A 25171-nucleotide genomic window follows, 5' to 3' on the forward strand; every position below is an offset into this window, starting at 1 on the left:
CGCCTTGAAATTCTTACAGTTGGCCATCTGACCCCAGGCTTACGCAGAGGTTGCCCGCGCCTGGTCGTTTTGTTGTTGGAACGTTGCCAGCGGCAATTGCAGGGTGAATGTGGCGCCCTGGCCTTCCTCGCTGTCAACCAGAATCCGCCCACCGTGGGCCTGGACGATCTGCTCGGAGATGAACAGCCCCAACCCCAGCCCACCGCTGGCCTGCTGTGCAGCGACCCGCTCGAACTGCTGGAAGATCCGCTGCTGGTTGGCGGCGCTGATACCGATGCCCTGATCCTGCACCTGTACCCAGGCCATGCCATCCTGCTCGAACACGCGAACCTCCACCGGCTTGCGTTCGCCGTAACGCATGGCATTGGACAACAGGTTGGCCACCACTTGTTCAATCCGAAACTCGTCCCACTCGCCCAGCAACGTTTCGCAGCACTGCAGCACAATGTGCGTTTCCAGCGCCGTGGCCTGGGCCGTGAAGTTTTCCACCAGGCCACGCACCAACTGGCTGATGTCAAACACCTTGGGGCGCAACGACAACTTGCCGGTACGGATACGCGAGACGTCGAGCATGTCCTCGATCAAGCGGATCAGGCTGTTGATCTGCCGTTCGTCACGCTCGACCATGGCCTGTAGCTTGTCAGCGCTGAAAGCCTCCAGGTTGCCCCGTGCCAGGTGCATCTTGCGCAGCTGGGTTTCCAGGATCAGGCCATTGAGCGGGGTGCGCACCTCGTGCGAAACGATCGACATGAAGTCGTCGCGCATGCGCACGGCATGCTCCAGCTCGCCCCGCGCCAGTTGCAGTTGGCTCAGCAATACCTCCTGCTCCTGGCGGCTGCGCTCCAGGGCTTCGAGCTGCCGACCTAGCACCTTGCGCTGGCGAAACAGGTCGACGAACACCGAGACCTTGCTTTTTACCGCCAGGGTGTCGAGCGGCTTGTGCAGAAAGTCCACCGCCCCGCTCTCATAGCCCTTGAAGGCGTAGTTCATCTCGCGCCCCGCCGCACTGACGAACACGATCGGGATGTTCTTGGTCTTGTCGGTGCCGCGCATCAACTCGGCCAGCTCGAAGCCGTTCATGCCCGGCATCTGCACATCGAGAATGGCCAGCGCGAATTCGTGCTCCAGCAGCAGCGACAACGCAGCTTCGGCAGACTGGGCCTGGTGCACCTCGCGGTCTTCGCCCTGGATCAGGGCATCGAGCGCCAGCAGGTTTTCCGGCAGATCGTCGACGATCAGCAGTTTGGCGATGGTGTGGCTTAGCATGCGCGGGTTTCCAAGGTCGCGAGCAGTTGCCCGATACCGCTCAGAGTAAGGATATGGTCGGGCTGATGCAGGGCCAGGGCGGCCTCTGGCATCAGGGCGACCTGTGCGTCGCGAGGGTCCTGGACAATTGTGCGGCCCCCATTGTTCTTGATGTAGGCAAGGCCCTTGGCGCCGTCTTCGTTGGCACCGGTGAGCAGCACGCCAAGCAGGCCGTCGCCATAGGCATCGGCCGCCGAAATGAACAGAAAATCGATCGCCGGGCGGGAGAAATGCACAGGTGCCTCCTGGCTCAGCGACAGCGTCAGGTCGTGCTCCACCGACAAGTGATAGCTCGGCCCCGCCACGTAGACCTGCCCGGCACTGATCCGTTCCTTGTCGCACGCCTCGCGCACCGGCCGGTGCAAGCGCCGCTGCAGCACTTCGGCCAGTTGGCTGTGGCGGTCGTCCGGCAGGTGCAGCACGCACAGCACCGGGAGGCTGAACGCCGGTGGCAGCGCGCCGAGCACCTCGAACAGTGCCGCCACCCCGCCCGCCGAGGCGCCAATCACCACTGCACGTACGCCGTTCATGATTTGCGGTAGATCCGTTCGGGCTTGACCAGCGGCTCGAAGCGCTCGCTGTAGGCCGAAAAATCTACCGACTCCTTGCTGCCCAGCACCAGGAACCCCCGATGGCAGAGCGACTCATGGAACAGCCCCAAGGCCCGATCCTGCAGCTCCTTGTTGAAGTAGATCAGCACGTTGCGGCACGACACCAGCTGGGTTTCGGAGAACACGCTGTCGGTGGCCAGGCTGTGGTCGGCGAAGGTCACGTTGTCGCGCAGGCTGCTGTCCATGATGGCGTTGCCATAGGCCGCGGTGTAGTACTCGGCGAAGTCGCGACGGCCACCGGCCAGGCGGTAGTTTTCTTCATACTCGCGCATGCTCTGCATCGAGTAGATACCTTGCTTGGCCTTGTCCAGCGAATGCGGGTTGATGTCGGTGGCATAGAGGATGGTGCGCTCGAGCAGGCCTTCCTCTCGCAGCAGGATGGCCATCGAGTACACCTCTTCACCAGTGCTGCAGCCGGCGACCCAGATCTTGATCGACGGCCATGTGCGCAGCAGCGGCACCACTTCATTGCGCAGCGCCAGGAAGTGGCTTGGGTCACGGAACATCTCGCTGACCGGGATCGTCAGGAACTGCAGCAACTGCATGAACATGCCCGGGTCGTGCAGCACCCGCTCCTGCAGCGCCGAGACTGTCAGGCAGTCGAACTGGCGCAGGGCATGAAGGATCCGGCGTTTGATCGAAGCGCCGGAATAGTTGCGAAAATCGTAGCTGTACTTGAGGTAGATCGCCTCGATCAGCAGCCGGATCTCGATGTCGGTGTTGCGCTCGCTAGTCAAATTCGCTCCAGTTGCGGCAGCCACACCCGGATCAACGAGAACAAGCGGTCCAGGTCGATCGGTTTGGCCAGGTAATCATTGGCGCCAGCCTGCAGGCAACGCTGCTGGTCATCCTTCATCGCCTTGGCGGTCACGGCGATGATCGGCAGCTTGCGCCAGCGCGCTTGCTGGCGGATCAGCCGGGTCGCCTCGAAGCCGTCCATCTCCGGCATCATCACATCCATCAACACCAGGTCGATGTCGTCGTGCTGCTCCAGGCGCTCGATGGCCTCGCGCCCGTTTCGGCCGATCTCGACGATGGCGCCCTTGTGCTCCAGGGCACTGGTGAGGGCGAAGATATTACGCACATCGTCGTCCACCAGCAGCACTTTGCGGCCCTCGAACACCTTGTCGCGGCTGCGAGCGGTCTTGAGCATGCGCTGGCGCTCATGGGACAGCTGCGATTCGACTTTGTGCAGGAACAACGTCACTTCGTCGAGCAGGCGCTCAGGCGAGCGAGCGCCCTTGATGATGATCGAGCGCGAATACTTGAGCAGGTCGGCCTCTTCTTCACGGGTGAGGTTGCGCCCGGTGTAGACGATCACGGGTGGGAATGAACGGATGTCCTCTGCGGTCATGCGCTTGAGCAGCTCGTTGCCAAGCATGTCGGGCAGTTTGAGGTCGATGATCATGCAGTCGTAGATGTTCTCTCGCAGCAGCGCCAGGGCGTCCTGTGCCATGGCCACGGCGGTGATCTCGACATCGTCGTCGCCGATCAGGCGGGCGATGCTTTCACGCTGCAGGTCGTCATCTTCCACCAGCAGGATGTGCTTGAGCTTCTGGGTCAGTTTGGCTTCCAGGCGGGCGAACACTTCCTTGAGCTCTTCGCGGCTGGTCGGCTTGACCGCGTAACCCACCGCGCCCATGTGCATGGCCGCCTCGACGCGGTCTTCGACCGAAATGATGTGCACCGGAATGTGCCGGGTGCCGGCCAGCTCCTTGAGGCGCTGTAGCACGGTAAGGCCGGAGTGGTCGGGCAGGCGCATGTCCAGCAGCACGGCATCGGGAATGTAGCGCGCGGCCAGCTCGAAGCCTTCGTCGGCGCCCTGGGCCACCAGGCAGCTGTAGCCCAGTTCGTGGGCCAGGTCGAAGAGGATCCGGGCGAAGTTCGGCTCGTCTTCGATCACCAGGATGCAGCGGTTGTCGAACGGCGCCCGGTCGCGGTCATCGGCGAAGGTAAGCGCCGGCAGTTTCGGTGCCGTGGCGGTGGAAACCTTGGGCGCCGGCGGCAGTGTGTCGACCGCAGGCCGCAGGCTGAGCGCCTCGACCTCCTCGCTTTCAACCTCGTAGCGCTCCGGTACGATCAGGCTGAACACGCTGCCTTGGCCCGGGCTGCTGTCGACGCTGATCTGCCCACCCAGCAAATGCGCCAGGTCGCGGGAAATCGACAGGCCCAGCCCAGTGCCGCCATAGCGGCGGTTGCTGCTGCCGTCGACCTGGTGGAAAGCGCCGAAGATCGCCTGCTGCTGGTCGGCGGCGATGCCGATGCCAGAGTCGCGGACGGCGAACACGATGCCGGTGCCGGCCTGGTAGCTGATGGTCATGTCGACCTGGCCCTGGTCGGTGAACTTGATGGCGTTGGACAACAGGTTCTTGAGGATCTGCTCCAGCCGTTGCCGATCGGTGAACAGTGTCACCGGCACCTGGGGTTCGAGCTTGACCTCGAAGGCCAGCCCCTTGTGCTCGGCCAGTGGCAGGAACATGCCGCGCAGGCCTTCGACCAGGCGCGCCAGCTGGGTGGTTTCTGGCCGCACTTCAAGCTTGCCGGCCTCGACCTTGGCGATGTCGAGGATATCGTTGATCAGGTTGAGCAGGTCGTTGCCAGCCGAATAGATGGATTCGGCGAACTTGATCTGCTCCCCGGTGAGGTTGCCCTCGCCGTTTTCCGCCAGCAGCTTGGCCAGGATCAGCGAGCTGTTGAGGGGCGTGCGCAGCTCGTGGGACATGTTGGCAAGGAATTCGGACTTGTACTTGCTTGAACGCTGCAGGTCATCAGCACGGGCCTGCAGCTCTTGCTGGGCCTGGCTGAGCTCGTCGTTCTTGCGGTCCAGGGCATCGGTGCGTTCGGACAACTGCTCGTTGGTCTGCTCCAGTTCGGCCTGCTGGGTCTCCAGGTGAGCCTGGGACTCCTTGAGCACGCGGGACTGTTCTTCGAGCTCTTCGTTGGCGGTTTTCAGCTCTTCTTGCTGCACTTGCAGCTCTTCGTTCAACTGCTGGGTCTCGGCCAGCACTTCCTGCAGACGCTGGCGATAACGCGCACTTTCGATGGACATGCCAAGGTTGCCGCCAACCCGCTCCATCAGCTCTTCATCGCGCGCCTGCAACGGGCGCAGGAACCCCAGTTCGATCACGCCGTTGATCTGCCCATCATCGGTGGCGGGCATCAGCAGTGCGCTGCGCGGCAGGCCATTGCCAAGGCCGGAACTCAAGCGGTAATAGTCGTCGGGCAGGTCCTCCAGGCGCAACAGCCGACCTTCACGCACAGCTTGGGCCAGCAAGCCATCGTGGTCGCCCTTGATCTGCTCGCGGGCCTGCTCTTCGGCGCTCAGGCCATAGCTGGCCACGCGCACCAGGCTGCCATGCTCATCGCGCACATACACCGCGCCGACCACGCTGCCCAGCGCCGCCGCGAAGAAGCGCAGGATGTTGTCGCCGAGCATCGGCAGGGTCAGTTGCCCCAGTACCTGCTGGGCCAGTTGGGTCTGGCCGTTGCGCAGCCAGGCCTGGTGTTCCAGACGCTCAGCGGCGCGCCGCTGGGCCTCGAGGTTTTCCGCGTAGCTGCTCGACAGCGCCAGCAGGTCGCGGCGCCCGAGGTAGGCCAGCAAGGCACTGAGGCCGACGATGAGCAGCACGAAAACCGAGATCGCGGTCACGGTGACCGAGCTGACTTTCTCGTTACGGGCCATGCGCAGTTGCTGCTCGGTGCTGATCAGGCCGTCGAATTCCTTGCGGATCTCGTCGGTGATGCGCTTGCCCCGCCCGTTGCCGATCGATGCCTGGTAGTCGCCCTGGTTACGGCGCAGGGTAATCATCTGGTTGCCGAAGTCGTTCCAGGCCTGCTGCAATGCCATCAGCCGGTCGATACGGTCAACCTGCTGCGGGTTGTCCTCGACCATTGCGCGCAGGCTCTGAAGGCTGCCGAGAATTTTCGGCTTGGCCACCTCGTAGGGGTCGAGAAAGCGTTCGTCCCCGGTGATCAGGAAGCCGCGCATGCCGGTTTCCATGTCGATCGACAGCTTGACCGTCTCGTTGGCATTGCCGATCACCCGATCGGTATGCTCGACCCATTGCATGGCCGAGAGCAGGTAGTTGATCACCGCGACAAACGCCACGGCCCCGAAAAGCCCTACCCCAAGGGGCAGGCCGATGTTGCGGCTCAACAGCTTGCGGAAGCTTTGCTGGTCTATCGAGGCTGCTTGAATCATGTGATGACGCCCGAGCGAAAAAGTCCATTAAGAAGTGCGGCGAAAGACCGTTATTATTGCCTGCCACTGTGCTCACTGATAACAGCGAGTCTAACCAGCTTTGCCGAGCCTGGCAGGGCATTTAGCCAGTATTTGAAGGCTGGGTTTGCCAATCGTTCCATCTGATTGCAAGGATCGGTATCCTCGGGAACTTCTGCCGGCGTGCAGCGTACAGATTAAAGACATTCATTTGCACAGGAACCCAACCATGCACCTTCTGGTAGTCGAAGACGACGACATCGTACGCATGCTGATGGTCGAAGTGCTCGCCGACTTGGGCTACGAAGTCATCGAAGCGCAAGACGCCACCACCGCCTTGCGGGTGCTCGAAGATGCTTCGCAGGCCTTGGCGCTGATGATGACAGACGTGGGCCTGCCGGACATGCGCGGCGAAGAGCTGGCGCACCGTGCACGCGCACTGCGCCCGTTACTGCCGGTACTGTTTGCCAGTGGCTATGCCGAGAATGTCAACGTGCCGGAGGGCATGCACATGATCAGCAAGCCGTTCGGCATTGACCAGTTGCGCGACAAGGTCATGCAGATACTGACCCCGCCCTGAACCCTGCGCGCACTCTTCGCGGCCACCCGCGAAGAGGCCCGCTCCCCAGCAATCGATTACAGCGTTCGGCGCAACAGGTAGGTGTCCATGATCCACCCCTTGCGCAATCTCTCCTGCGCCCGCACCTGCAAAATCCTCGCCTTCACCGCCTGCAACGGCCCGGCAATCAACACCTCGTCCGCGGTCCCCAGGTAGGCCCCCCAGTAAATTATCAGGTCAGGGTCATCGAGCGCAGCAAACGCGCCCTGCCCGTCGAGCATCACCACCACATTGTCGATGCGCGCCTGCTCGGCCAGGCGACGCCCCGGCAGCACGGTCAGCGGTTCACCGATACGGTTGAGCGGCACCTGATGCCGAGCGGCCAGGGCCTGGACGCTACTGATGCCGGGGACCACCTGCAGGCGCACTGCCAACCCGCCTTCGCGGACAAGGTCGAGAATGCGCAGGGTGCTGTCGTACAGGCCAGGTTCGCCCCACAACAGAAAGGCACCGGTTTCGCCGACAGCCACCTCGTCTTCGATCATGCGGGCATACAGCGCGGCGCGCTGGCGGTGCCAGTCCTGCACCGCGCCCACGTAATCCGCCGCCTGGCCGTCGCGCGAAGGGTCGGCCAGCTGCACCAGCCGGTAGCCACCCTCGGGTCGATAGCGTTCGAGAATCGCCTTGCGCAAGCGCACCAGCTCGTCCTTCTGCGCGCCCTTGTCGAGCACGAAGAAAACGCTGGCGCGACGTAGCGCCTCGACCGCTTCATAGGTGATCTGACGCGGATCACCCGGGCCGATGCCAATCAACAACAGGTCTTTCATTGCCCTGCCCTTTGCCACTACCCGTGGCCATTCTCGGCCAGCCATGGGTCTTTGGCAAAGCCACCGGTTAGAAGATGGAGAAGTTGTAACTGACGATGACGCGAGTCTCGTCCATGTCACGTGCCCACTTCTCATAGTTGCTGCGGTAAGTGGAGTTGCGCAGACGTACGCTGACATCCTTGAATGTGCCACTTTGCACCTGGTACTTGAACTCGGTGTCGCGTTCCCATTCCTTGCCTTCGCCCGTGCTGCCCGGGACCTTGATATGGTCGCCATTGATGTAACGGGTGAAGAAGGTCAGGCCGGGGACACCCAGCGCTTTGAAGTCATAGTCATAACGCAGTTGCCAGGAACGTTCCTGGGCGGCGGCGAAGTCGTTGACCTGGGCGTAGTTGACCAGATAAGGGTTGCTGCCATCCAGGTACGGCATGGCGCTGTCACCGTACATGCGCTGCCAGCCGGCGCTGACCTTGTGGCCCCCCAGGCTGTAGCCGAGCATACCGCTGAAGGCACGGTGGTCGATGGCGCCTGCGCGGGCATTGCCGATGTCGTCGCTCTTGATCAGGCGCAGGTCGGCCGACAGGCTGCCCACCGCCAGCGGCTGGCTCGCCACCAGGCCGAGAAAGTGCTGGCGATAGATGTTCTCCAGCTTGGCCACCTGGTACTGGGCGCTGACACGGTCACTGAAACGGTAGTCGAGGCCCGCCAGGTCGAAGTGGTCGGCTTCAATATCGCAGGCATAGCGCTTGTTCTTGCAGTGCACGCGAATGTCCTGGCGGTCAGTGGAGTCCCGTGCGGTGTACTTGTTCAGACGCGCCAGGGTGAACTTCAGATCGTGTATTTCTTCGGAGGTCAACAGCGCGCCGTGGAACAGGGTGGGCAGCAGCCGGCCATCGTTGTATTTGATCAGCGGCATGTCCGGCATCATCGAGCCGTACTTGAAGACCGTGTTGGACACTTTGACCTTGGCCGCCAAGCCCATCTTCGCGTATTGATCCGCCGAATGCCGCGGGTCGTGGCCAGAAGACGGCAGCAGGCCGCTGTTACTGTCCGCCGGGCTGGAATCGAGCTTTACCCCGAACAGGCCGATTGCATCAACGCCAACGCCTACCGGCCCCTGGGTAAAGCCGGACTGCACATTGAGGATAAAACCTTGCGCCCACTCTTCGCGCTTGGAGGCGCCCTGGCTGGAACTGCTGTGGCCATCACGGAAGTCGCGGTTGAAGTAGACATTCCGCGCTTCGACCTTGGCGCTGCTGTCTTCAAGAAAACCGGCGGCCTGGGCATTGACGCCGGCACACAAAAGGAACAAGCCGGCAACACGGCGCCCAGGGGCGTGAGGGAGGGGGGCAAACATGCGTGGAAACATCCAGAAAGAAAGGCAAAAAAACAACCTGCAGCAAACACCTGCTGCGGTACTGCGACACGCCCGAACAGTCGCCGGGCATCATCTGAAATGATCGCGCAAAGGCTCTGGCTCAGGCCATTGGACCTTGGTCTAGAACCGTTCGCGATGGCCCTCGAACTCCTCACGAAATAGCGCCCGGAAAACCTGTAAAGTTCCGTGCTTACTTATTAAAAGTTTGCAGTTTACCCAGTAGCAATGAATGACTACACTCGATGTCAGCGAACAGCGGAACCCACCCCGTGGCCGGCGTTTTGTACTACTTCAATGTTCGTCACGCCCTGCCACGAAAGACGTACAGGAGTGATTACAGTGTCCAGACTTGCAGAGTTTCGTGCTGCCGAAAAAGCGCTTCAGGAACAAATGGCTCAACTGGAAGCGCTGAAAAAGGATGCCGGCCTCAAACGCGAAATCGAATTCGAGCAGAAACTAGTCGGCCTGATGAAAAGCTATGACAAGGGTCTGCGCGATATCATCGCCATCCTCGACCCCAAGGCGGCAACCCGGGCCACCAGTACTGCCCCCAAACAACAGCGCCGCCCGCGCGTGGTCAAGGTGTACGAGAACCCCCACACCGGCGAGCTGATTGAAACCAAAGGGGGTAACCATCGTGGGCTGAAGGCCTGGAAGGAAGAGTACGGCGCCGCCACGGTAGAAAGTTGGGTACGCTGATGAAACGTCCACATGTACTTCACACTTTTTTCACAAGGGCTGGCTCACTATCGAGACAGCTAAAGGACTAGCGACCCCACGCGCCCGCACATGCGGGCCTCTCTTCCAGCGCCCTGCCTCGTGCAGGGCGCTTTCATTTGCGCAATCGCTTCACTGCCGTATCATGGCCAGCCTGTCTGTTTTGCCGGTGCCTCGCGCCCGGCCCCGTCTCAGGAGTTCCCATGAGCCTGCACGATCTGCAAACCCTGCCTGGCGTCACCGCGCAGCCCGATACCGCCACCGCCAAATTCGTCTTCAACCACACCATGCTGCGGGTCAAGGACATCGAGAAGTCGCTGGACTTCTACACACGCGTCCTGGGCTTCCGCCTGGTGGACAAGCGCGACTTCCCCGAAGCCGCCTTCAGCCTGTACTTCCTGGCCCTGGTCGACCCGGCGCAGATCCCTGCCGATGACGCCGCGCGCCACCAGTGGATGAAGTCGATCCCAGGTGTTCTGGAGCTGACCCACAACCACGGCACCGAGCACGACGCCGACTTTGCCTACCACAACGGCAACACCGACCCACGCGGTTTCGGCCACATCTGCATTTCGGTGCCAGACGTGCGCGAAGCCTGCGCGCGCTTCGAAGCACTCGAAGTCCCCTTCCAGAAACGCCTGGCAGATGGGCGCATGAACCACCTGGCCTTCGTCAAGGACCCGGATGGCTACTGGGTCGAAGTGATTCAGCCGACTGAACTCAAGGGCTGAGCCTCAACGCTATTCGCTCGTCGGGCCGGGAACTCTCGGCCCCTTGCTGTGGTATATGAAAGTAACGGTTTCATAAGCACAGCGAGGTAAGGACGATGCAATCTCTTCACTGTGAACACCGCAAGTACACCATCACCGCCAGCGTGATGCCCCACCCTGACTCCCCCCTACCCTACGCCGCCGGGTGCCTGATCACCGACCCTGAAGGGCATACCAGCAAGCGCATCCCCATGCCGATGAAGTTCTTCTCGGACCTTGAGAACGCCCAGCATGTGTCACTGGCGCATGGGCGTGCCTTGGTGGATCAGCAGTTGGACAAAGGCCACAAGGCGTTCTGATTGCTAACCGGTGCTGGCCCCTTCGCGGCTACCCGCGAAGAGGCCGGTAAAGAAGAGGCTGGTGAAGAAGAACCCGGTCAAGACGACCTAGCTAGATATCCCTGGCATATACCACAGCAGCTTCAACCTGCTCACGTGTCGGCCGCACGCCGGTATACAGCACGAACTGCTCCAGTGCCTGCAATGCAATCACCTCCAGGCCTGTGATCACCGGCTTGCCCAACGCCTGCGCCCGCTTGATCAAGGGCGTCTGCGCCGGCATCGCCACCACATCGAATACCCGCTCTGCCGCTGCAATGGCGTTCTCGGAAAACGCCAGCACGTCGGCCTCCGGGCCACCGGCCATGCCAATGGGTGTCACGTTCACCAGCATCGGCGGGCACAGGTCACCGAGTTCGGCAACCCACCGATAACCACAGACATCCGCCAGTTGCCGCCCAGCCTGCTCGTTGCGCGCCACGATCATGCCCTCGTTGAAGCCCGCATCACGCAGGGCGCTGGCCACCGCCTTAGCCATGCCGCCACTGCCGCGCAGGGCAAAGGCGGTGGCCGGGTCGACCTGATGCTGCTCCAGCAATTGACGCACCGCCAGGTAATCGGTGTTGTACGCCTTCAGATGGCCGCCGGTATTGACCAGCGTGTTGACCGACTCGATGGCAGCGGCGGAGGGGTCAACCTCATCGACCAGGGCCATGCAGGCCTCCTTGTAGGGCATCGACACCCCACACCCGCGAATCCCTAGAGCACGAATGCCCGCCACCGCCGCCGGCAGGTCGTCGGTGCTCATGGCCTTGTAGTAGAAGTCCAGGCCCAACTGCTGATACAGGTGGTTATGGAAACGCACGCCGAAGGTACCGGGCCGGCCGGCCAGGGAGATGCACAGCTGCGTGTCTCTGCTGGGAGTCGTCGACATAACCTGCTCCTTTTTCAGAACTGAATCGTTTTTTCAGCGTATCAGACGCAGCCGCTTGTCGTCCCTTACACAACGGTTTATGGCGGGCGTGATCGCACCGTCCTGGGAGCGCCAGCTGGTGTAGGACGGCCCGCCACGCTAGTGATCGTTGATAAAACTAATGACCACTATCGAGCAAGTTGATTTCAAACCACCGAGGCTGCTGCGTAAGGTAGGGCCATGTTCCACAGGAGGTCCCCATGGCCACTATCCAGATCATGTCCGTTGTTGGCAGCGCCGTCCCCCCTTCACTGCGTCAGCAGGGCCAGCTGGCGTGCTGGTACCTGGTGCGCAACGGCGAGCCCGTGAGCGGCCCCCTGCTGACCCGCGCCTCGGCCCAAGCCCTGGCTGAGCAGTTGCAGCCAGGTACCCTGGTCGCTTGACCTGAACGTGTTGTGCGTTGCTCCCTCTCCCTTTTGCGGCCCGCCTTTTGGCGGGCCTTTTTTTCTTCACGGAATGTTGGGGAAGTGGGGCTGCTATGTGCTTGTCGGGAGATAGGGTGATGGCGGCTAGCTGCCATCACCGTGTGCGGTAACCGAACGATTGTTGCCGACGCCTTGCATGTGCCAGCGCATACGTGCAAGGGTAAAAAAGGAACGTCAGCCACCAAAAAGGAAGATAAGCACCTTATGCTTGGAATCACACGTATCCATCGCTACGTGCGCCCATTGCCTGCAAGCCAAGCTGCAGCCAGTGGGCGTGACGTCAACGGCAAACCAGGCGCCCGCCTGGCCGCAAAGCTTACCGCCCTCCTCTGCACACCCCGCGCCGTCCCGCCCTACCTCTGGGTCGACCCCGAGCGCTCCCCTGTTGATCGCCTGCCCCCTACCTGACCGCCCATGCGCCGTCATACCGCACTCGCCATTCAGTGACTGAAGGTGGGATGTTTCACGCAAGAAAAGGGGCAACACCCAATGATCATGTTTCAGGGCAAGAAAATTCACAGCGCCATCTTCGACATGGATGGCACGATGTTCGACACCGAGCGCCTGCGTTTCAGGACGCTAAAACAGGCCTCGCTGGAAATCTTCGGCAAAGCCTTGAGTGAGCAGACGCTGATCGGCTCGCTGGGCCTGAGCGCGAAAAGGGCCGAGGCCCTCGCCAAGGCCCACAACGGCGATGACTTCCCTTATGCGCAGATCCGCCAGCGCGCCGACGAGCTTGAGCTGGAGCACGTGCGCAACCATGGCGTGCCGATCAAGGCCGGCCTGCTCGAGGTGCTGGAGCGCCTGCGCAAGTCCGGCCTGACCCTGGCGGTCGCCACTTCCAGCCGCCGTGCCATCGCCGAGGAGTACCTGATCAATGCCAACGTGCTCAAGTACTTCGACATCACCGTCTGCGGCGACGAAGTCAGCCAAGGCAAACCCCACCCGGAAATCTTCCTGCGCGCCGCCCGCGCGCTCAATTGCCAACCCGGCCAGTGCTTCATGGTCGAGGACTCGGAAAACGGCTTGCTCTCGGCGATCCGCGCCGAGGGCCAGGCAATCCTGATCGAAGACATCAAGCCGCCCGCGCCCGAGGTCAAGGCCGGCGCGCTTAAAGCCTACCCTGGCATGCACGCCTTCCTCGCCGACTTGAGCGAGTGCGTGCCCGACCTGGGCATGCCGGCGCTCGACGATTCGTTCCCTGCTTCACTGAACCAGTTCCGTGTCGGCATCCACGGCTTCGGCGCTATCGGTGGAGGCTACCTGACCCAGGTGTTGTCCCATTGGGACGGCTACACGCGTCCCTGTGAAATCATTGCCGCGACCCGTTCACGCATGCTCCGGGAATCAGTCGCTGCGTTCGGCCGCTACAGTGTGCGCTACGGCGCCAGCGCGTTCGACCAGACCATCGACAATGTGCGCATGATCGACATGGACGACGAGGAGGCGGTGATCGAGATGTACAACGCCGCCGAAGTGGTCGGCATGAGTCTGCCCGAACAGGCAATCCATCATCAGGCCAGGGTCATTGCCAAGGGCTTGCTGCGACGCTTCGAACGCAGGGGGCGCGAGCTGACGCTCCTGATCGTGTTGAACAAGATCGGCGGTGCGGCGTTCGTCCGGCGCCAGGTGCAAGCGCAGTTGGCATTGCTGTGCACGCCACAGGTGTGCAAGCAGGTGCTGGAAAAGACCCACTTCGCCGAAACGGTAGTCAGCCGCATCGTTTCCAAGATCAGCAATGACGCGCTGGTTCGGCAGTTGCGCATCAAGTCGCAGATCTTCAGGAACAGCCTGGAGGACGAACCCACGGTCACCCGCAAACCCGCCACGCCGGCCCCTGAGTACGAACGGCTGATTGGGCACTTCAGGCCTTTTGCGCAGTCCAGCAGCGCCATGAGCCAGTTGCACCTGATCCTGTTCAACAGCGAGCCCGACATGCCGCTGTACGTGGAGCGTGGCAGTGATTTGCTGGAGCGGCTGCGCCAGGTGAAAACGGTCGCGGACATTACTCAGATCCAGATCATCAAGAACCGTTTGTGGAATGGGCCGCATGCAATCATCGCCTGGTATGCCAGCCTGCTGGGGCATACCTGGGTTGGCCAGGGGATGGGGGACGCCCGTGTCAGTGCGCTGGCAGAGCGTCTCATTCACCAGGAAGTGGCGCCGGCATTGATGGCCGAGTACCCGCAGATGTCAGAGGTTGTCAGCAGCTTTGCCAATGCCTTTCTCGAACGGTGCAAAACGTCGTTCAAGGACCCTTGCGTGCGGGTCGGGCGCGATCCGATGCGTAAATTGCAGCGTAACGAGCGCATCCTCAGCAGCATCGACCTGGCGCGCAAGCATGGCATTCAGACGCCTGCGCTGGCGTTTGGGGCGGCGTTGGCCATTCACTATGCGCTGCACGGCAACGCCAGCAAGGACCGGGAAGCCCAATTGATGAAGGCGCTGTACAAGGCCAGTGACGAACGTGTCGAGGCGGTGTTGACCCATGACGGGGACTATCACGGCAAGCCTTACCTGGGACTGGACCCGGTCAGTGATGCGGACCTGGTCGAAAGCATTTCGGCCAACTTCCGGCTGTTGCAGCAACGGGACAGGGCTGACTGGACCCTACCCTCTGCGTTGACGCGCGGATCATCTCCATCCCACCTCTGCGAAGTGACGGAATGCGACCGGTGATGGCCACGAGTTGGCCACGCTTGAAACGAGGGTAATGGGTACAGGATGGGTACAGGATTAAATTTCGTTCACGTTGCGCCCTTTAGTCATAAGGCATTCGACAGCAATTCAGCCATACTCCAGAATGCAGCGGTTTTTGGGGGAAAACCCTTGCACAGCCAACGACATACCAACCTTTAGTGAGCCTCAACGTGAAAACATCCCTGTCTATCCTCAGCCTGCTGCTGTTGCTCACAGGTACCGCGACCCTCCCGTCGACTGCTGCTGCACAACCCCCGACCCAGGTGCAACGCGACCCGGCCAAATTGCACCTGGCCTCTGGCAGCGCGCTGCTGATCGACCTGAATACCAATCGGGAACTGTATTCGAGCCATGCCGATCGCGTGGTCCCTATCGCTTCGGTCACCAAACTGATGACGGCGATGGTGGTGCTGGACGCCAAGCTGCCGATGAACGAAATGCTCACCATGACCATCGCCAACAACCCGGAGATGAAGGGCGTGTATTCACGCGTGCGCCTGGGCAGCCAGCTCGACCGCCATGAAACGTTGCTGATCACGTTGATGTCTTCGGAGAACCGCGCCGCCAACACCCTGGCCAACCATTACCCGGGCGGTTACCCGGCGTTCATCAAGGCCATGAATGCCAAGGCGCGTAGCCTGGGCATGGCGCATACCCGCTATGTCGAGCCGACTGGCCTGTCGACGCTGAACGTGTCCACTGCCCGCGACCTGTCCAAGCTGCTGATGGCGTCGCGCAAGTATCCGATGCTGAGCGAGCTGTCGACCACCCGCGAGAAGACTGTGGCGTTCCGCAAGCCCAATTACACCCTGGGCTTCCGTAACACCGACCACCTGGTGAACAAGAGCAACTGGGACATCAAGCTGACCAAGACCGGCTTCACCAATGAAGCCGGCCATTGCCTGGTGCTGCTGACCCGAATGGACAACCGCCCGGTAGCCATGGTGATCCTCGATGCGTTCGGCAAATACACCCACTTCGCCGATGCCAGCCGCATGCGTCAGTGGCTGGAAACCGGGGCAGCCAAGCCAGCGCCAGCAGTGGCCATGCAGTACAAGGCCGATCGGCAGGTCAAGGGCCGCCTGGCGTCCGAGTAACCAGCCATAACCCAAGGCTGCACGGCCTGCTAGGCCGTGCCGCTGACCATGCCGCCCGCGCTGCTGCCACCCTCTTGCTGCAGCAGCTCCAGCAACTGCGCCGTGGCAGCCATGATCTGCCCGTTGAGGGTGGCAATGCTTGCCTGCTTGGCGCCCACAGCAGCCGCCTTGGCAGCCTCGTCCATCTTGCTGTTCTGCAGCGCGGCCAGCTGCTTCTGCTCCTCGACCAATTGCTTTTGCAGGTCCTTGATCAGCTGACGCAGCTCCTTCACGGTGTCCGAGTCGCCGTTGTCAGCCTCCGTGGATTGCGCCTGCCCAGCCCCGGCAATCTTCATGCTGTCGCTACTGATGCTCAAGGGCCCCAGTGCCTCACCGGCCTCTTGTGCCTGCGCGCGTTCGGTGGCTGCGTTGGCACTCAGCGTCTGCGCCGAGACGCCGTTGATCATCAGGTTGCTTGCCGTTATCCCGCTCATGTCGATTCCCTGCCTGAAAGATAGGTCCTTACCGTAACCCCCCTATCGGCCGCCCCATGCAGTTCTTTAGCCCGCTTAAATTCCCCCCTGCCTGGCTCGTTCCAAGAAATGTACTTGCGCAGGAGCCGGAGCCCCGGCGGGCGTCCACATTCGACCATTCAGGGAATCGCAGCCATGAGCCAGTCCTCACACCAGGAAACAATCAAAGATCTGATCGGCGTGGGCTTCGGCCCTTCCAACCTGGCCTTGGCCATCGCCCTGGAAGAACTCGCTCAGTCCCAGGGCCACGCCCTGGACGCGCTGTTCATCGACAAGCAGAAAGACTACCGCTGGCACGGCGAAACCCTGGCCACCCAGAGCGAGCTGCAGATTTCGTTCCTCAAGGACTTGGTTTCCCTGCGCAACCCGACCAGCCCCTACAGCTTCGTCAACTACCTGCACCAGAAGCAGCGCCTGGCCGACTTCATCAACCTCGGCACCTTCTACCCCTGCCGCCTGGAGTACAACGACTACCTGCGCTGGGCCGCAGAGCACTTCGCCACCCAGGCGGTGTATGGCGAGGAAGTGGTGCGCATCGAACCCGAGGTGAATGCCGGCCGGGTCGAACACCTGCGCCTGGTATCGCGTGACCAGCAGGGCCGCGAATACAGCCGCCGCACCCGCTCGGTGGTGGTCGGCAGCGGCGGCACGCCGAAAATCCCGGAAAAATTCGGCGCGTTCAAGGACGACCCGCGCGTCTTCCACCACTCCCAATACCTGAGCAGCCTGAACAAGCTGCCGTGCACCGAAGGCAAGCCGATGCGCATCGCGGTGATCGGCTCCGGCCAGAGCGCCGCCGAGGCGTTCATCGACCTCAACGACAGCTACCCGTCGGTCAAGGTAGACATGATTCTGCGTGGCTCGGCCCTCAAGCCTGCCGACGACAGCCCGTTCGTCAACGAGATCTTCTCGCCGGGCTACACCGACCTGGTCTACAACGAGCCGGCCGATCAACGCAGCAAGCTGTTGGGCGAGTACCACAACACCAACTACTCGGTGGTCGACCTGAACTTGATCGAGCGCATCTACGGCATCCTCTATCGCCAGAAGGTCGCGCACCAGTTCCGCCACAACGTGCTGTGCCGACGCCAGGTAGAAGCGGTGGTGGCCACCCGTGAAGGCCTGGAACTGACCCTGCGCGACCTGGCCACCGGCCAGCAGCAGACCCACCGCTATGACGCGGTGATCCTGGCCACCGGCTACGAGCGTCGCTCGCACCGCGACCTGCTGGCGCCGCTGGCGGGCTTCCTGGACGACTTCAGCGTCGACCGCAACTATCGGGTCCTGGCCAGCCCAGACCTGCAGGCCTCGGTTTACCTGCAAGGCTTCTGCGAAAACAGCCACGGCCTGAGCGATACCTTGCTCTCGGTGCTGCCCTCCCGCGCTGCCGAAATCGGCCAGTCGCTGTACCAGGACCTGTCGCGCCTGAACGGCCGTTCGCAGCCGGCTGTCGCCTTGACCCGCGCCTGATTGCCCGCCTCTTCAAGCCGGCCTGACGCCTCGCGCGAAGGCCGGCTTACGCCTCCTGAAACATTTGCTTGCATTTAAAACGGCAGGATTTCCATTCTCATTCGTCTTTATAGGTGCAGCCCTCTAGGTTGGGCATAAGCTCGACTACACATTTCAGAAGACGATCAGATGGCCAAATCACCGAAAAAATCCAAATCCAAGCTGTGGTTCCTAGTCCACAGCTGGCTCGCCCTACCGATCTGGTTCTTTGTGCTGATCGTCTGTTTTACCGGCATGCTCGCCGTGGTCAGCCAGGAGATCGTCTGGCTGGCCAACTCGGACGTGCGCGCCAGCAAGCCTGACGGCGATGCCGAACGCTTGAGTTATCAGCAGGTGCTCGACGCTTTGCACAAGGCCGAGCCGGACATGGCCGTGGAGTCGCTCAGGCAGCCGGATGGCTCGCACTTCGCGCTGACCGCCGATGTGACCTTCCCTGACGGCACCAGCCCAACGCTCTACGTCAACCCCTACACCGGGGCCATCCAGGGCAAGAGCCCGGACTTCAACTTCGAAGGCTTCACCCGCGCCTTGCATGGCTGGTGGCTGGTGCCCTTCACCAATGGTTTCAGTTGGGGTTGGTACCTCGTCTCGATCCTCGGCCTGCCGATGCTGGCCTCGCTGGTCACGGGCCTGGTGGTCTACAAGAAATTCTGGAAGGGCTTCTTCAAGCCAGTCCGCACCGGCCATGGTTCGCGTATCTTCTGGGGCGACCTGCACCGGCTGGCCGGGGTCTGGTCGATCTGGTTCATTGCGGTCATTTCCATTACCGGTACCTGGTTCCTGATCCAGGCGATCCTGTTCGACAACAACATCAGCATCTCCAGCCGACCTATCGTGCCGGTCATCGCCCGTGAGGATGTGCCGCAAACAGCCGATGGTAGCCAGGCGCCGCGCATTGATGTGGATGAAGCGGCGCGCATCGCCGGCTTGGCGATCCCGGGCCTGGAGATCAGCTCCGTCTCACTGCCTGCTACTGCCTACAGCCATGTCACCCTGGGTGGCCGCGGCTGGTACCCGCTGATGTTCCAGTCCGCCGCCGTCAACCCCTACACCCGCACCGTCGACAGCCAGTTCTTGATCAGCGACCGCTCTGCCCTGGAGTTTGTCACCGAGTCCATGCGCCCCCTGCACACCGGCGACTTTGGCGGCCTACCGATCAAGCTGATCTGGTTCTTCTTCGGCCTGGTCCTCACCCTGATGGTATTCAGCGGCCTGCTGATCTGGACAAAACGCACCGCCCAGGCGACCGCCGCTGCCCTCAAGCGCAGCGAGCGTGCGCCACGCGTGGCAAGCCGTGAAACCACCGTGGAGATCCGCCCATGAGCCAGGCCCAGACCCTGCCCGCCAGCCCGCTCAAACAGTGGTGGCTGAAGTGGCGCTTTCACCTGAACATCCTGCTGATCCTCATCCCGCTGGGGTTCATGCCCAAGTACTTCGCCGACGCCAAGCTGTTTCGCGGCGACGCGGGGCTTGGGGTGAACGTGATCAGCGACATCCAGGTCGGCCCCTACAGCCTGGACCTGGCCGAAATGCGCGACGAGGCACCACGCGCCGACGGCCCGGCGGGCCACTTCAAGTCGTTCAATGCTTCGCTGTGCAAGGCGTGCATCAATGACGTCAAGGCGGTCTACCTGCGCATTGGCAAACCGCGCAGCCTGCGCGCCGCTGGCACCATCTTCTTCGGCGCACCGTATCGCATGGGCACCAACCTGCCGATACCGCCACGCACTCAGCCTGATGCACAAATCTGGATCACCCTCGAAGGCTGGGACGGCAGCATGCACCAAGCTTCAGTGCCACTGGCCAAGGCTTCGCCCGCCACCGTGGCGTGGCTCGAAAAACAAGGAGGCAAGAAATGAAACACCTGATGCGCAAGCTCGCCCTGCCCTTGCTGGTGCTGGCCGCCGGCCCCGCCCTGGCACACAACCCGATGTGCGAATGCGAAGAGGTCGCCAGCGGCCAGGTCAAATGCACCGGCGGCTTCTCGGATGGCAGCGGCGCCCCTGGGGTGACCCTGGATGTGATCGGCTACGACGAGCAGGTGCTGGTTGGCGGCAAGCTCGGCGACGACTCGACCCTCACCTTCAAGCGCCCCGACGGTGAGTTCTACGTGCTGTTCGATGCCGGCCCTGGGCACGTTGTCGAAGTCGACTACGCCGACATTGGCCAACCATGAGCACGCCTACCATGAGCCGTGCCCAGGTCGTACGCCCGGCTGGCGCTGGGCACGAAACCCTGTACGTGCTGCTGGTCAGCCTGCTGATCGTGATTCTTGCCGCTACCGTGGTGATGCTGCGCGGCGAACGCGAGGACGAGCAGGCCATCGCCAGCCACCAGATCGACGCCCGCCGCGACCTCACCGCCGCTGAACAGGGGCTTTACACCGACCTGCGCGTGGCCTTCGACGAGATCCAGCTGCTGCGTGAAGAAACCGCCGCCGTGCCCAGTGTGCAAGCCCTGGCCGACGAAGGCCTGCCACCCTTCGTGGTCGACGCAGGCAGCCAGAGCCGCGGTAGCCACCAGTGGTCATGGCTGGAAACCGGCGCCTACCTGGGCCGCAGCCAGGCCCCGCAGGTAGCGGGCAGCCTGCTGCTGATCCTGCCGGGCGACAGCAGCGGCCAGGCAGATGTCTGGCTACGCCGCGACAGCGCTGCCGTCACGCCGGATGACCTGGGCCACGCCGCCCTGATCGCCGCCGGCTGGCAACAGGTGGTCAGCCACTACGACGCCGGGGTCACCCGCGAACACCGTCACTGAACCCAAGGACTTCCCCATGTTCCGCTCCGCCCTCGCCCTGCTTCTGGCCCTTGCCCTGCCGGCAATGGCCCTGGCCGATAACGGCAAGCCGTTGCGCATCGGCATTACCTTGCACCCGTATTACAGCTACGTAAGCAACATTGTCGGCGACAAGGCCGAAGTGGTGCCGCTGATTCCGGCGGGGTTCAACCCGCATGCCTACGAACCGCGGGCCGAAGACATCAAACGCATCGGTACGCTAGATGTGGTGGTACTCAACGGTGTCGGCCATGATGATTTCGCCGACCGCATGATCGCTGCCAGCGAAAAGCCCGGCATCGCCACCATTGAAGCCAACCAGAACGTGCCTTTGCTGGCCGCCACCGGTATCGCCGCCCGGGGTGCCGGCAAGGTGGTCAACCCGCACACGTTCCTGTCGATCAGCACCACCATCGCCCAGGTCAACAACATTGCCCGGGAGCTGGGCAAGCTCGACCCCGACAACGCCAAGCTCTACACGCAGAATGCCCGCGCCTATGCCAAGCGCCTGCGTGCCCTGCGTGCCGAAGCCCTGGCCAAGGTCACCGAAGCACCCAGCGCCACCTTCCGCGTAGCGACCATCCATGCGGCCTACGACTACCTGGTGCGTGACTTCGGCCTGGAGGTCACAGCGGTGGTCGAGCCGGCCCATGGCATCGAACCCAGCCCGGCCCAGCTGAAAAAAACCATCGACCAGCTCAAGGCGCTGGACGTCAAGGTGATCTTCTCGGAAATGGACTTCCCGTCCGCCTATGTCGAAACCATCCAGCGCGAGTCGGGCGTGCGCCTGTACCCGCTGACGCACATTTCCTACGGCGACTACACCAAGGAGAAGTACGAGGTAGAGATGAAGCGCAACCTCGATACCGTGGTCCGCGCCATCCAGGAGAACCGCGCATGACCGCCGCCGCCCACCTCGACGCGCCCAGTGGCCCGCGCATCGAATTCGCCGGCATCGACCTGACCCTCGGGCGTACCCGCATTCTTGAGCAGGTCAGCTTCAACGTGGCGGCCGGCAGCGTGCATGCGATCGTCGGCCCCAACGGCGGCGGCAAGAGTTCGCTGATCAAGACCCTGCTCGGGCAGATGCCCCACCAAGGCCAGTTGACTTTGCACTGGCCCAGCGCCCTTGAGGTGATCGGCTATGTACCCCAGGCGTTGGAGTTCGACCGGGGCCTGCCGATGACCGTGGACGATTTCATGGCCGCGATGTGCCAGCGCCGGCCGGCCTTTCTGGGGCTGTCGCGCCGCGTGCAACCGGCTATCGATGCCGCCTTGGCGCGAGTCGGCATGCTCGACAAGCGCAAACGGCGCATGGGCGCGTTGTCTGGCGGTGAGCGTCAGCGGGTGCTACTGGCCCAGGGCCTGATCCCCGAGCCGCAACTGCTGGTGCTGGATGAACCCATGTCGGCCCTCGATGAAGCGGGCATCCAGGTCTTCGAACAACTGCTGCACAGTTGGCGCCAGTCCGGCACCACCGTGCTATGGATCGAGCACGACCTGCAAGCCGTGCTGCGCCTGGCCGACCGGGTCACCGGCCTGAGCCGCCAGGTATTGTTCGACGCCCCACCGGTACAGGCCCTGACCCCGGAGCGCCTGCTCAGCCTGTTCTCCGTTCACCCGCGCAGCGAGAGCCTTGCCTGATGAGTTTTGAAGCATTTCGCCAACTGGTCCAGGAATGGGCCAACGCCGGCTACCTGCCCGAGGCACTGGCCTACGGCTTCGTGGTCAATGCCCTGCTGGCCGGCCTGATGATCGGCCCGGTGCTGGGCGGCCTGGGCACCCTGGTGGTGGTCAAGCGCTTTGCCTTCTTCTCCGAGGCGGTCGGCCATGCCGCGCTCACCGGCGTGGCTATCGGCATCCTGCTGGGCGAGCCCTATACCGGCCCCTACGGCAGCCTGTTCGGCTACTGCCTGCTGTTCGGCATCCTGCTCAACTTCCTGCGCAACCGCACCGGGCTGTCGCCGGATACGCTGATCGGCGTGTTCCTGTCGGTGTCCCTGGCCCTGGGCGCCAGCCTGCTGCTGATGCTGGCGGGCAAGATCAACGTGCATATCCTTGAGAACGTGCTGTTCGGCTCGGTACTGACCGTCAGTGCCCAGGACCTTATGGTGCTGGGTATCGTCGCGGTGCTGGTACTGGCCCTGGCCTTGCCCCTGTACAACCGCATCATGCTGGCCAGTTTCAACCCGCAACTGGCGGCGGTGCGCGGGGTAGCGGTAAAGACCCTGGACTACCTGTTCGTGGTGCTGGTAACGCTGGTCACCGTGGCTTCGGTGAAGGTGATCGGGGCGATTCTGGTCGGCGCGCTGCTGGTGATACCGGCGGCGGCCGCACGCCTGGTCAGCCAGTCACTGAAGGGCTTTTTCTTCATTTCGGTGCTGATCGCCACGCTGAGCACCCTGCTCGGCATTCTGCTGCCAATCGTCTACGACCTGCCGGTGCCCTCGGGCGCGGCAATCATCCTGGTGGCCGGTATCTGCTTCGCCTTGGCCGCGCTGGCCCGCGCCCTCGTTCCACGCCTGCAAGGAAACCCGGCATGAACCTGAAACAGCTGACCTTGGCACTGGCCCTGGCGGGCCTGCCCTCGCTCTCTTTCGCTACGCAAGTGCTGACCACCCTGCCCGTCACCCACAGCCTGGCCACGGCGTTGCTCGACGGTACCTCGGTGCAACTCAAGCGCGCCGCACCCGCCAACCTGCCGGCCAGCCGCCAGCCGTCCTACTTCAGTGGCCGCGGCGGCGCCACCCTGGAGAAGGCCGCGCAACAGGCAGACGCCGTCATTGGCGTACGCTCGATCTGGCGTGACGACCCGCTGTACCCGATGGCGCGGCGCAGCAACATCCGCATCGTCGAAATTGATGCGGCGCGGCCGGTGGACGGTGCCTTGCCGGGGATTGCAGTGACCGGTGACGATGCCTACGGCGCGTACCCGTGGCTCAACCCGACCAACCTCGGGCGCATGGCCGATGTGGTGGCCAATGACCTTGAGCGCTTGTCGCCGGCTGACAAGGCGAAGATCCAAGGCAACCTGGCAGGCCTCAAGCGCCAGTTGCTGGAGTTGACGGCCAACAGCCAGACCCAGCTGGCCGAGGTCGACAACCTTACGGTGGTGAGCCTGTCCGAGCGCTTGGGGTACCTGGCCAGCGGGTTGAACCTGGATGTGGTGGAGCAGGCGCTACCGGCCGAGGGCAAGTGGGATGAAGCGGCGCTCAAGGCGCTGGGGGACAACCTGAAGAATCAGGATGTGGCGCTGGTGCTCGACCACCGCCAGCCGGATGCCGCAGTGGCCGAGGTGATCAAGGCCTCTGGGGCGACGCTGTTGGTGGTGGAGAGTGATGCCGATGATGCTGTGGCAGGGTTGAAGGCCAGTGTCGAGCAGGTGGTTGGAGCATTGACCGAAAGCTGACGCCTGGTGCTAGGAGCGCCCTTGCCGGGCGCTCCTACACAAGGTTTTAGCGCTAGCGCTTCATGCACCGCTGATAACGCTCATCCACCCTGCCGGCGAACCACGCGGTGGTCAGTTTGCGGGTAATTTTCGGGCTCTTCAGCTGAATCCCAGGCAGTACCGCACGCGGCACCGGCTTGCCCGCCGCTGCATCCGCCAAGGCGAATACCCCGCTGTACAGCTTGCTGTCTTCAAAGGCCAGGCTGTCGCCCAATTCCAGCTGGCTGCGAATCTGCGGGTTGCGCAACCCCAGCTTCACCCCCAGCTTGCGCGCCGCCTGCTCGGTGGTCCCTGGCATGATCGCGCCTGGGGCAATCAAGTCCCCGTCCAAGGCCAGGTTGGCACCCGCCACCTTGCTCAGCGCAGCCTGAAACGCCGCATTGCGGCTGGCGTACCAGCCTGCGTTGAAATCTGCGAAACGGTACAGCTGGCGGTCGTAATGCACCGGGTAGCCGAGTAGGTGGGCAATCCCGAAATACATGCCCCCACGCCGGCTGAACACTTCCTGGCGTACCGTGCCGTCGTAGGTGTAGGGGTAACCCTTGGCATGCTGTTCGGCAAATTCGATGCTCACCTGCATCGGCCCGCCGGTGTGCACCGGGTTGAGCCCGCCCAGCAAGGTCTTGCCCAATGGCAGGCGGGCAATGACTTCATCGAACAGTGCACTCAGCTGCTTCTCGCTGCGTACCGCAAGTAGCCGCTGCTGATAGGTTTGGCCGTTGCCGGACGGCGTTTTCAGTGCACCATCGACCAGCAAGCGCGGGATGTGCAGGCGCGCGGCGCGGCGGTCGATCTCGTCACGGGCGATACGCCCCAGGTTGGGCACCTGCGGGTCGGCATTGAAGGTCGACTCTTGCTCGGTCACCGCCAGTACCGCGCACAAGTTGCTCTTGCTGGGGGCAATCCGCTGGGCTTCGAAGGCCTGCTGAATGTCCTTGGCCCAGCCCTCACGGTCCTTGGCCTGAGCGGGTAAAAGCCGCAGCAACTGCGCACGCACCTTGGCCGGGTCCGCTTCTGGTTCTTCTTCACGGCGCCCGGCACAGCCTTGCAGCAGCGCCAGGGCCATCA

At 62.6% G+C, this 25171-nt stretch carries 25 protein-coding genes; 16 read left to right on the forward strand and 9 right to left on the reverse strand.

Annotated features, from left to right (window positions below; genetic code table 11):
* Positions 1 to 39: 39 nt before the first annotated feature.
* Genes PC358_RS08515 through PC358_RS08530 form a run of 4 tightly spaced genes read right to left on the reverse strand, consistent with a single transcriptional unit; the run spans position 40 to position 6117 of the window.
* Positions 40 to 1266 (reverse strand): hybrid sensor histidine kinase/response regulator, encoded by a 1227-nt coding sequence (locus tag PC358_RS08515; protein ID WP_033698840.1) that lies wholly within the window; start codon positions 1264 to 1266, stop codon positions 40 to 42.
* On the reverse strand, positions 1260 to 1835 hold the full coding sequence (locus PC358_RS08520; protein ID WP_033698842.1) for a chemotaxis protein CheB: 576 nt from the start codon (positions 1833 to 1835) through the stop codon (positions 1260 to 1262). Before PC358_RS08520 ends, PC358_RS08515 begins: the two co-directional genes overlap by 7 nt.
* Positions 1832 to 2653 carry a CheR family methyltransferase gene (locus tag PC358_RS08525; protein ID WP_033698843.1) on the reverse strand — a complete coding sequence of 274 codons (822 nt, stop codon included), beginning with the start codon at positions 2651 to 2653 and terminating at the stop codon, positions 1832 to 1834. Before PC358_RS08525 ends, PC358_RS08520 begins: the two co-directional genes overlap by 4 nt.
* Positions 2650 to 6117, reverse strand: a complete 3468-nt coding sequence (locus tag PC358_RS08530; RefSeq protein ID WP_033698845.1) for a response regulator — start codon at positions 6115 to 6117, stop codon at positions 2650 to 2652. The genes PC358_RS08525 and PC358_RS08530 overlap by 4 nt, the downstream gene beginning before the upstream one ends.
* Positions 6118 to 6364: 247 nt before the next feature.
* Here PC358_RS08530 and PC358_RS08535 point away from each other — a divergent pair, with 247 nt between their 5' ends.
* Positions 6365 to 6715, forward strand: a complete 351-nt coding sequence (locus tag PC358_RS08535) for a response regulator (RefSeq protein ID WP_033698847.1) — start codon at positions 6365 to 6367, stop codon at positions 6713 to 6715.
* A gap of 56 nt (positions 6716 to 6771) precedes the next feature.
* Here PC358_RS08535 and cobF read toward each other — a convergent pair whose 3' ends face one another.
* Complete coding sequence (gene cobF, locus PC358_RS08540; RefSeq protein WP_033698848.1) at positions 6772 to 7521, reverse strand: precorrin-6A synthase (deacetylating); 750 nt, start codon at positions 7519 to 7521, stop codon at positions 6772 to 6774.
* Between the two features lie 67 nt (positions 7522 to 7588).
* Positions 7589 to 8878: an OprD family porin gene (locus PC358_RS08545; RefSeq protein ID WP_033698850.1), complete on the reverse strand. Its 1290-nt coding sequence runs from the start codon at positions 8876 to 8878 to the stop codon at positions 7589 to 7591.
* A 360-nt stretch (positions 8879 to 9238) separates the two neighbouring features.
* Between PC358_RS08545 and PC358_RS08550 the strand changes: the two genes are divergently transcribed.
* The 3 genes from PC358_RS08550 to PC358_RS08560 all read left to right on the forward strand — a co-directional run bounded on the left by PC358_RS08550 (position 9239) and on the right by PC358_RS08560 (position 10685).
* Positions 9239 to 9598: a histone-like nucleoid-structuring protein, MvaT/MvaU family gene (locus PC358_RS08550; RefSeq protein ID WP_033698852.1), complete on the forward strand. Its 360-nt coding sequence runs from the start codon at positions 9239 to 9241 to the stop codon at positions 9596 to 9598.
* 221 nt (positions 9599 to 9819) lie between these two features.
* Entirely contained in the window at positions 9820 to 10347 is a 528-nt protein-coding gene (gene gloA, locus PC358_RS08555; RefSeq protein WP_033698853.1) for a lactoylglutathione lyase, read from the forward strand.
* A gap of 95 nt (positions 10348 to 10442) precedes the next feature.
* The gene (locus PC358_RS08560; protein WP_033698855.1) at positions 10443 to 10685 is read left to right on the forward strand and encodes a hypothetical protein; all 243 of its coding nucleotides are present in this window, start codon (positions 10443 to 10445) and stop codon (positions 10683 to 10685) included.
* A 91-nt stretch (positions 10686 to 10776) separates the two neighbouring features.
* On the opposite strand, the gene PC358_RS08565 is transcribed toward PC358_RS08560, so the two are convergent.
* On the reverse strand, positions 10777 to 11598 hold the full coding sequence (locus PC358_RS08565) for a shikimate 5-dehydrogenase (protein WP_033698856.1): 822 nt from the start codon (positions 11596 to 11598) through the stop codon (positions 10777 to 10779).
* A 239-nt stretch (positions 11599 to 11837) separates the two neighbouring features.
* Between PC358_RS08565 and PC358_RS08570 the strand changes: the two genes are divergently transcribed.
* From PC358_RS08570 to pbpG, 3 genes are all read left to right on the forward strand, one after another.
* Positions 11838 to 12020, forward strand: coding sequence for a hypothetical protein (locus tag PC358_RS08570; protein WP_033698857.1), 183 nt, complete (start codon positions 11838 to 11840; stop codon positions 12018 to 12020).
* A 531-nt stretch (positions 12021 to 12551) separates the two neighbouring features.
* Positions 12552 to 14741: a bifunctional mannitol-1-phosphate dehydrogenase/phosphatase gene (gene mtlD / locus PC358_RS08580; protein ID WP_050506080.1), complete on the forward strand. Its 2190-nt coding sequence runs from the start codon at positions 12552 to 12554 to the stop codon at positions 14739 to 14741.
* A gap of 191 nt (positions 14742 to 14932) precedes the next feature.
* The gene (gene pbpG / locus PC358_RS08585) at positions 14933 to 15859 is read left to right on the forward strand and encodes a D-alanyl-D-alanine endopeptidase (protein ID WP_033698861.1); all 927 of its coding nucleotides are present in this window, start codon (positions 14933 to 14935) and stop codon (positions 15857 to 15859) included.
* 29 nt (positions 15860 to 15888) lie between these two features.
* Here pbpG and PC358_RS08590 read toward each other — a convergent pair whose 3' ends face one another.
* The gene (locus tag PC358_RS08590; RefSeq protein WP_033698862.1) at positions 15889 to 16332 is read right to left on the reverse strand and encodes a hypothetical protein; all 444 of its coding nucleotides are present in this window, start codon (positions 16330 to 16332) and stop codon (positions 15889 to 15891) included.
* Between the two features lie 174 nt (positions 16333 to 16506).
* Here PC358_RS08590 and PC358_RS08595 point away from each other — a divergent pair, with 174 nt between their 5' ends.
* The 9 genes from PC358_RS08595 to PC358_RS08635 all read left to right on the forward strand — a co-directional run bounded on the left by PC358_RS08595 (position 16507) and on the right by PC358_RS08635 (position 24064).
* Positions 16507 to 17841: a lysine N(6)-hydroxylase/L-ornithine N(5)-oxygenase family protein gene (locus PC358_RS08595; RefSeq protein WP_033698863.1), complete on the forward strand. Its 1335-nt coding sequence runs from the start codon at positions 16507 to 16509 to the stop codon at positions 17839 to 17841.
* A gap of 168 nt (positions 17842 to 18009) precedes the next feature.
* Entirely contained in the window at positions 18010 to 19203 is a 1194-nt protein-coding gene (locus PC358_RS08600) for a PepSY-associated TM helix domain-containing protein (protein WP_033698865.1), read from the forward strand.
* A complete protein-coding gene (locus PC358_RS08605; protein ID WP_033698866.1) occupies positions 19200 to 19739 on the forward strand; it encodes a hypothetical protein in 540 nt (179 codons plus the stop codon). The genes PC358_RS08600 and PC358_RS08605 overlap by 4 nt, the downstream gene beginning before the upstream one ends.
* Positions 19736 to 20056 carry a hypothetical protein gene (locus PC358_RS08610; RefSeq protein ID WP_033698867.1) on the forward strand — a complete coding sequence of 107 codons (321 nt, stop codon included), beginning with the start codon at positions 19736 to 19738 and terminating at the stop codon, positions 20054 to 20056. The genes PC358_RS08605 and PC358_RS08610 overlap by 4 nt, the downstream gene beginning before the upstream one ends.
* Positions 20057 to 20067: 11 nt before the next feature.
* Positions 20068 to 20637: a DUF6162 family protein gene (locus tag PC358_RS08615; RefSeq protein ID WP_033698869.1), complete on the forward strand. Its 570-nt coding sequence runs from the start codon at positions 20068 to 20070 to the stop codon at positions 20635 to 20637.
* 16 nt (positions 20638 to 20653) lie between these two features.
* Entirely contained in the window at positions 20654 to 21556 is a 903-nt protein-coding gene (locus PC358_RS08620) for a metal ABC transporter substrate-binding protein (protein ID WP_033698871.1), read from the forward strand.
* Complete coding sequence (locus PC358_RS08625; RefSeq protein ID WP_033698873.1) at positions 21553 to 22299, forward strand: metal ABC transporter ATP-binding protein; 747 nt, start codon at positions 21553 to 21555, stop codon at positions 22297 to 22299. Before PC358_RS08620 ends, PC358_RS08625 begins: the two co-directional genes overlap by 4 nt.
* Positions 22299 to 23198, forward strand: coding sequence for a metal ABC transporter permease (locus tag PC358_RS08630; protein ID WP_033698874.1), 900 nt, complete (start codon positions 22299 to 22301; stop codon positions 23196 to 23198). The genes PC358_RS08625 and PC358_RS08630 overlap by 1 nt, the downstream gene beginning before the upstream one ends.
* Positions 23195 to 24064, forward strand: coding sequence for a metal ABC transporter solute-binding protein, Zn/Mn family (locus tag PC358_RS08635; RefSeq protein ID WP_033698876.1), 870 nt, complete (start codon positions 23195 to 23197; stop codon positions 24062 to 24064). The genes PC358_RS08630 and PC358_RS08635 overlap by 4 nt, the downstream gene beginning before the upstream one ends.
* Positions 24065 to 24116: 52 nt before the next feature.
* Here PC358_RS08635 and PC358_RS08640 read toward each other — a convergent pair whose 3' ends face one another.
* Positions 24117 to 25169 carry a DUF1615 domain-containing protein gene (locus PC358_RS08640; RefSeq protein ID WP_033698878.1) on the reverse strand — a complete coding sequence of 351 codons (1053 nt, stop codon included), beginning with the start codon at positions 25167 to 25169 and terminating at the stop codon, positions 24117 to 24119.
* Between the last annotated feature and the right edge of the window lie 2 nt (positions 25170 to 25171).

It is taken from the genome of Pseudomonas capeferrum (genome assembly GCF_000731675.1).
GTDB classification, from domain to species: domain Bacteria; phylum Pseudomonadota; class Gammaproteobacteria; order Pseudomonadales; family Pseudomonadaceae; genus Aquipseudomonas; species Aquipseudomonas capeferrum.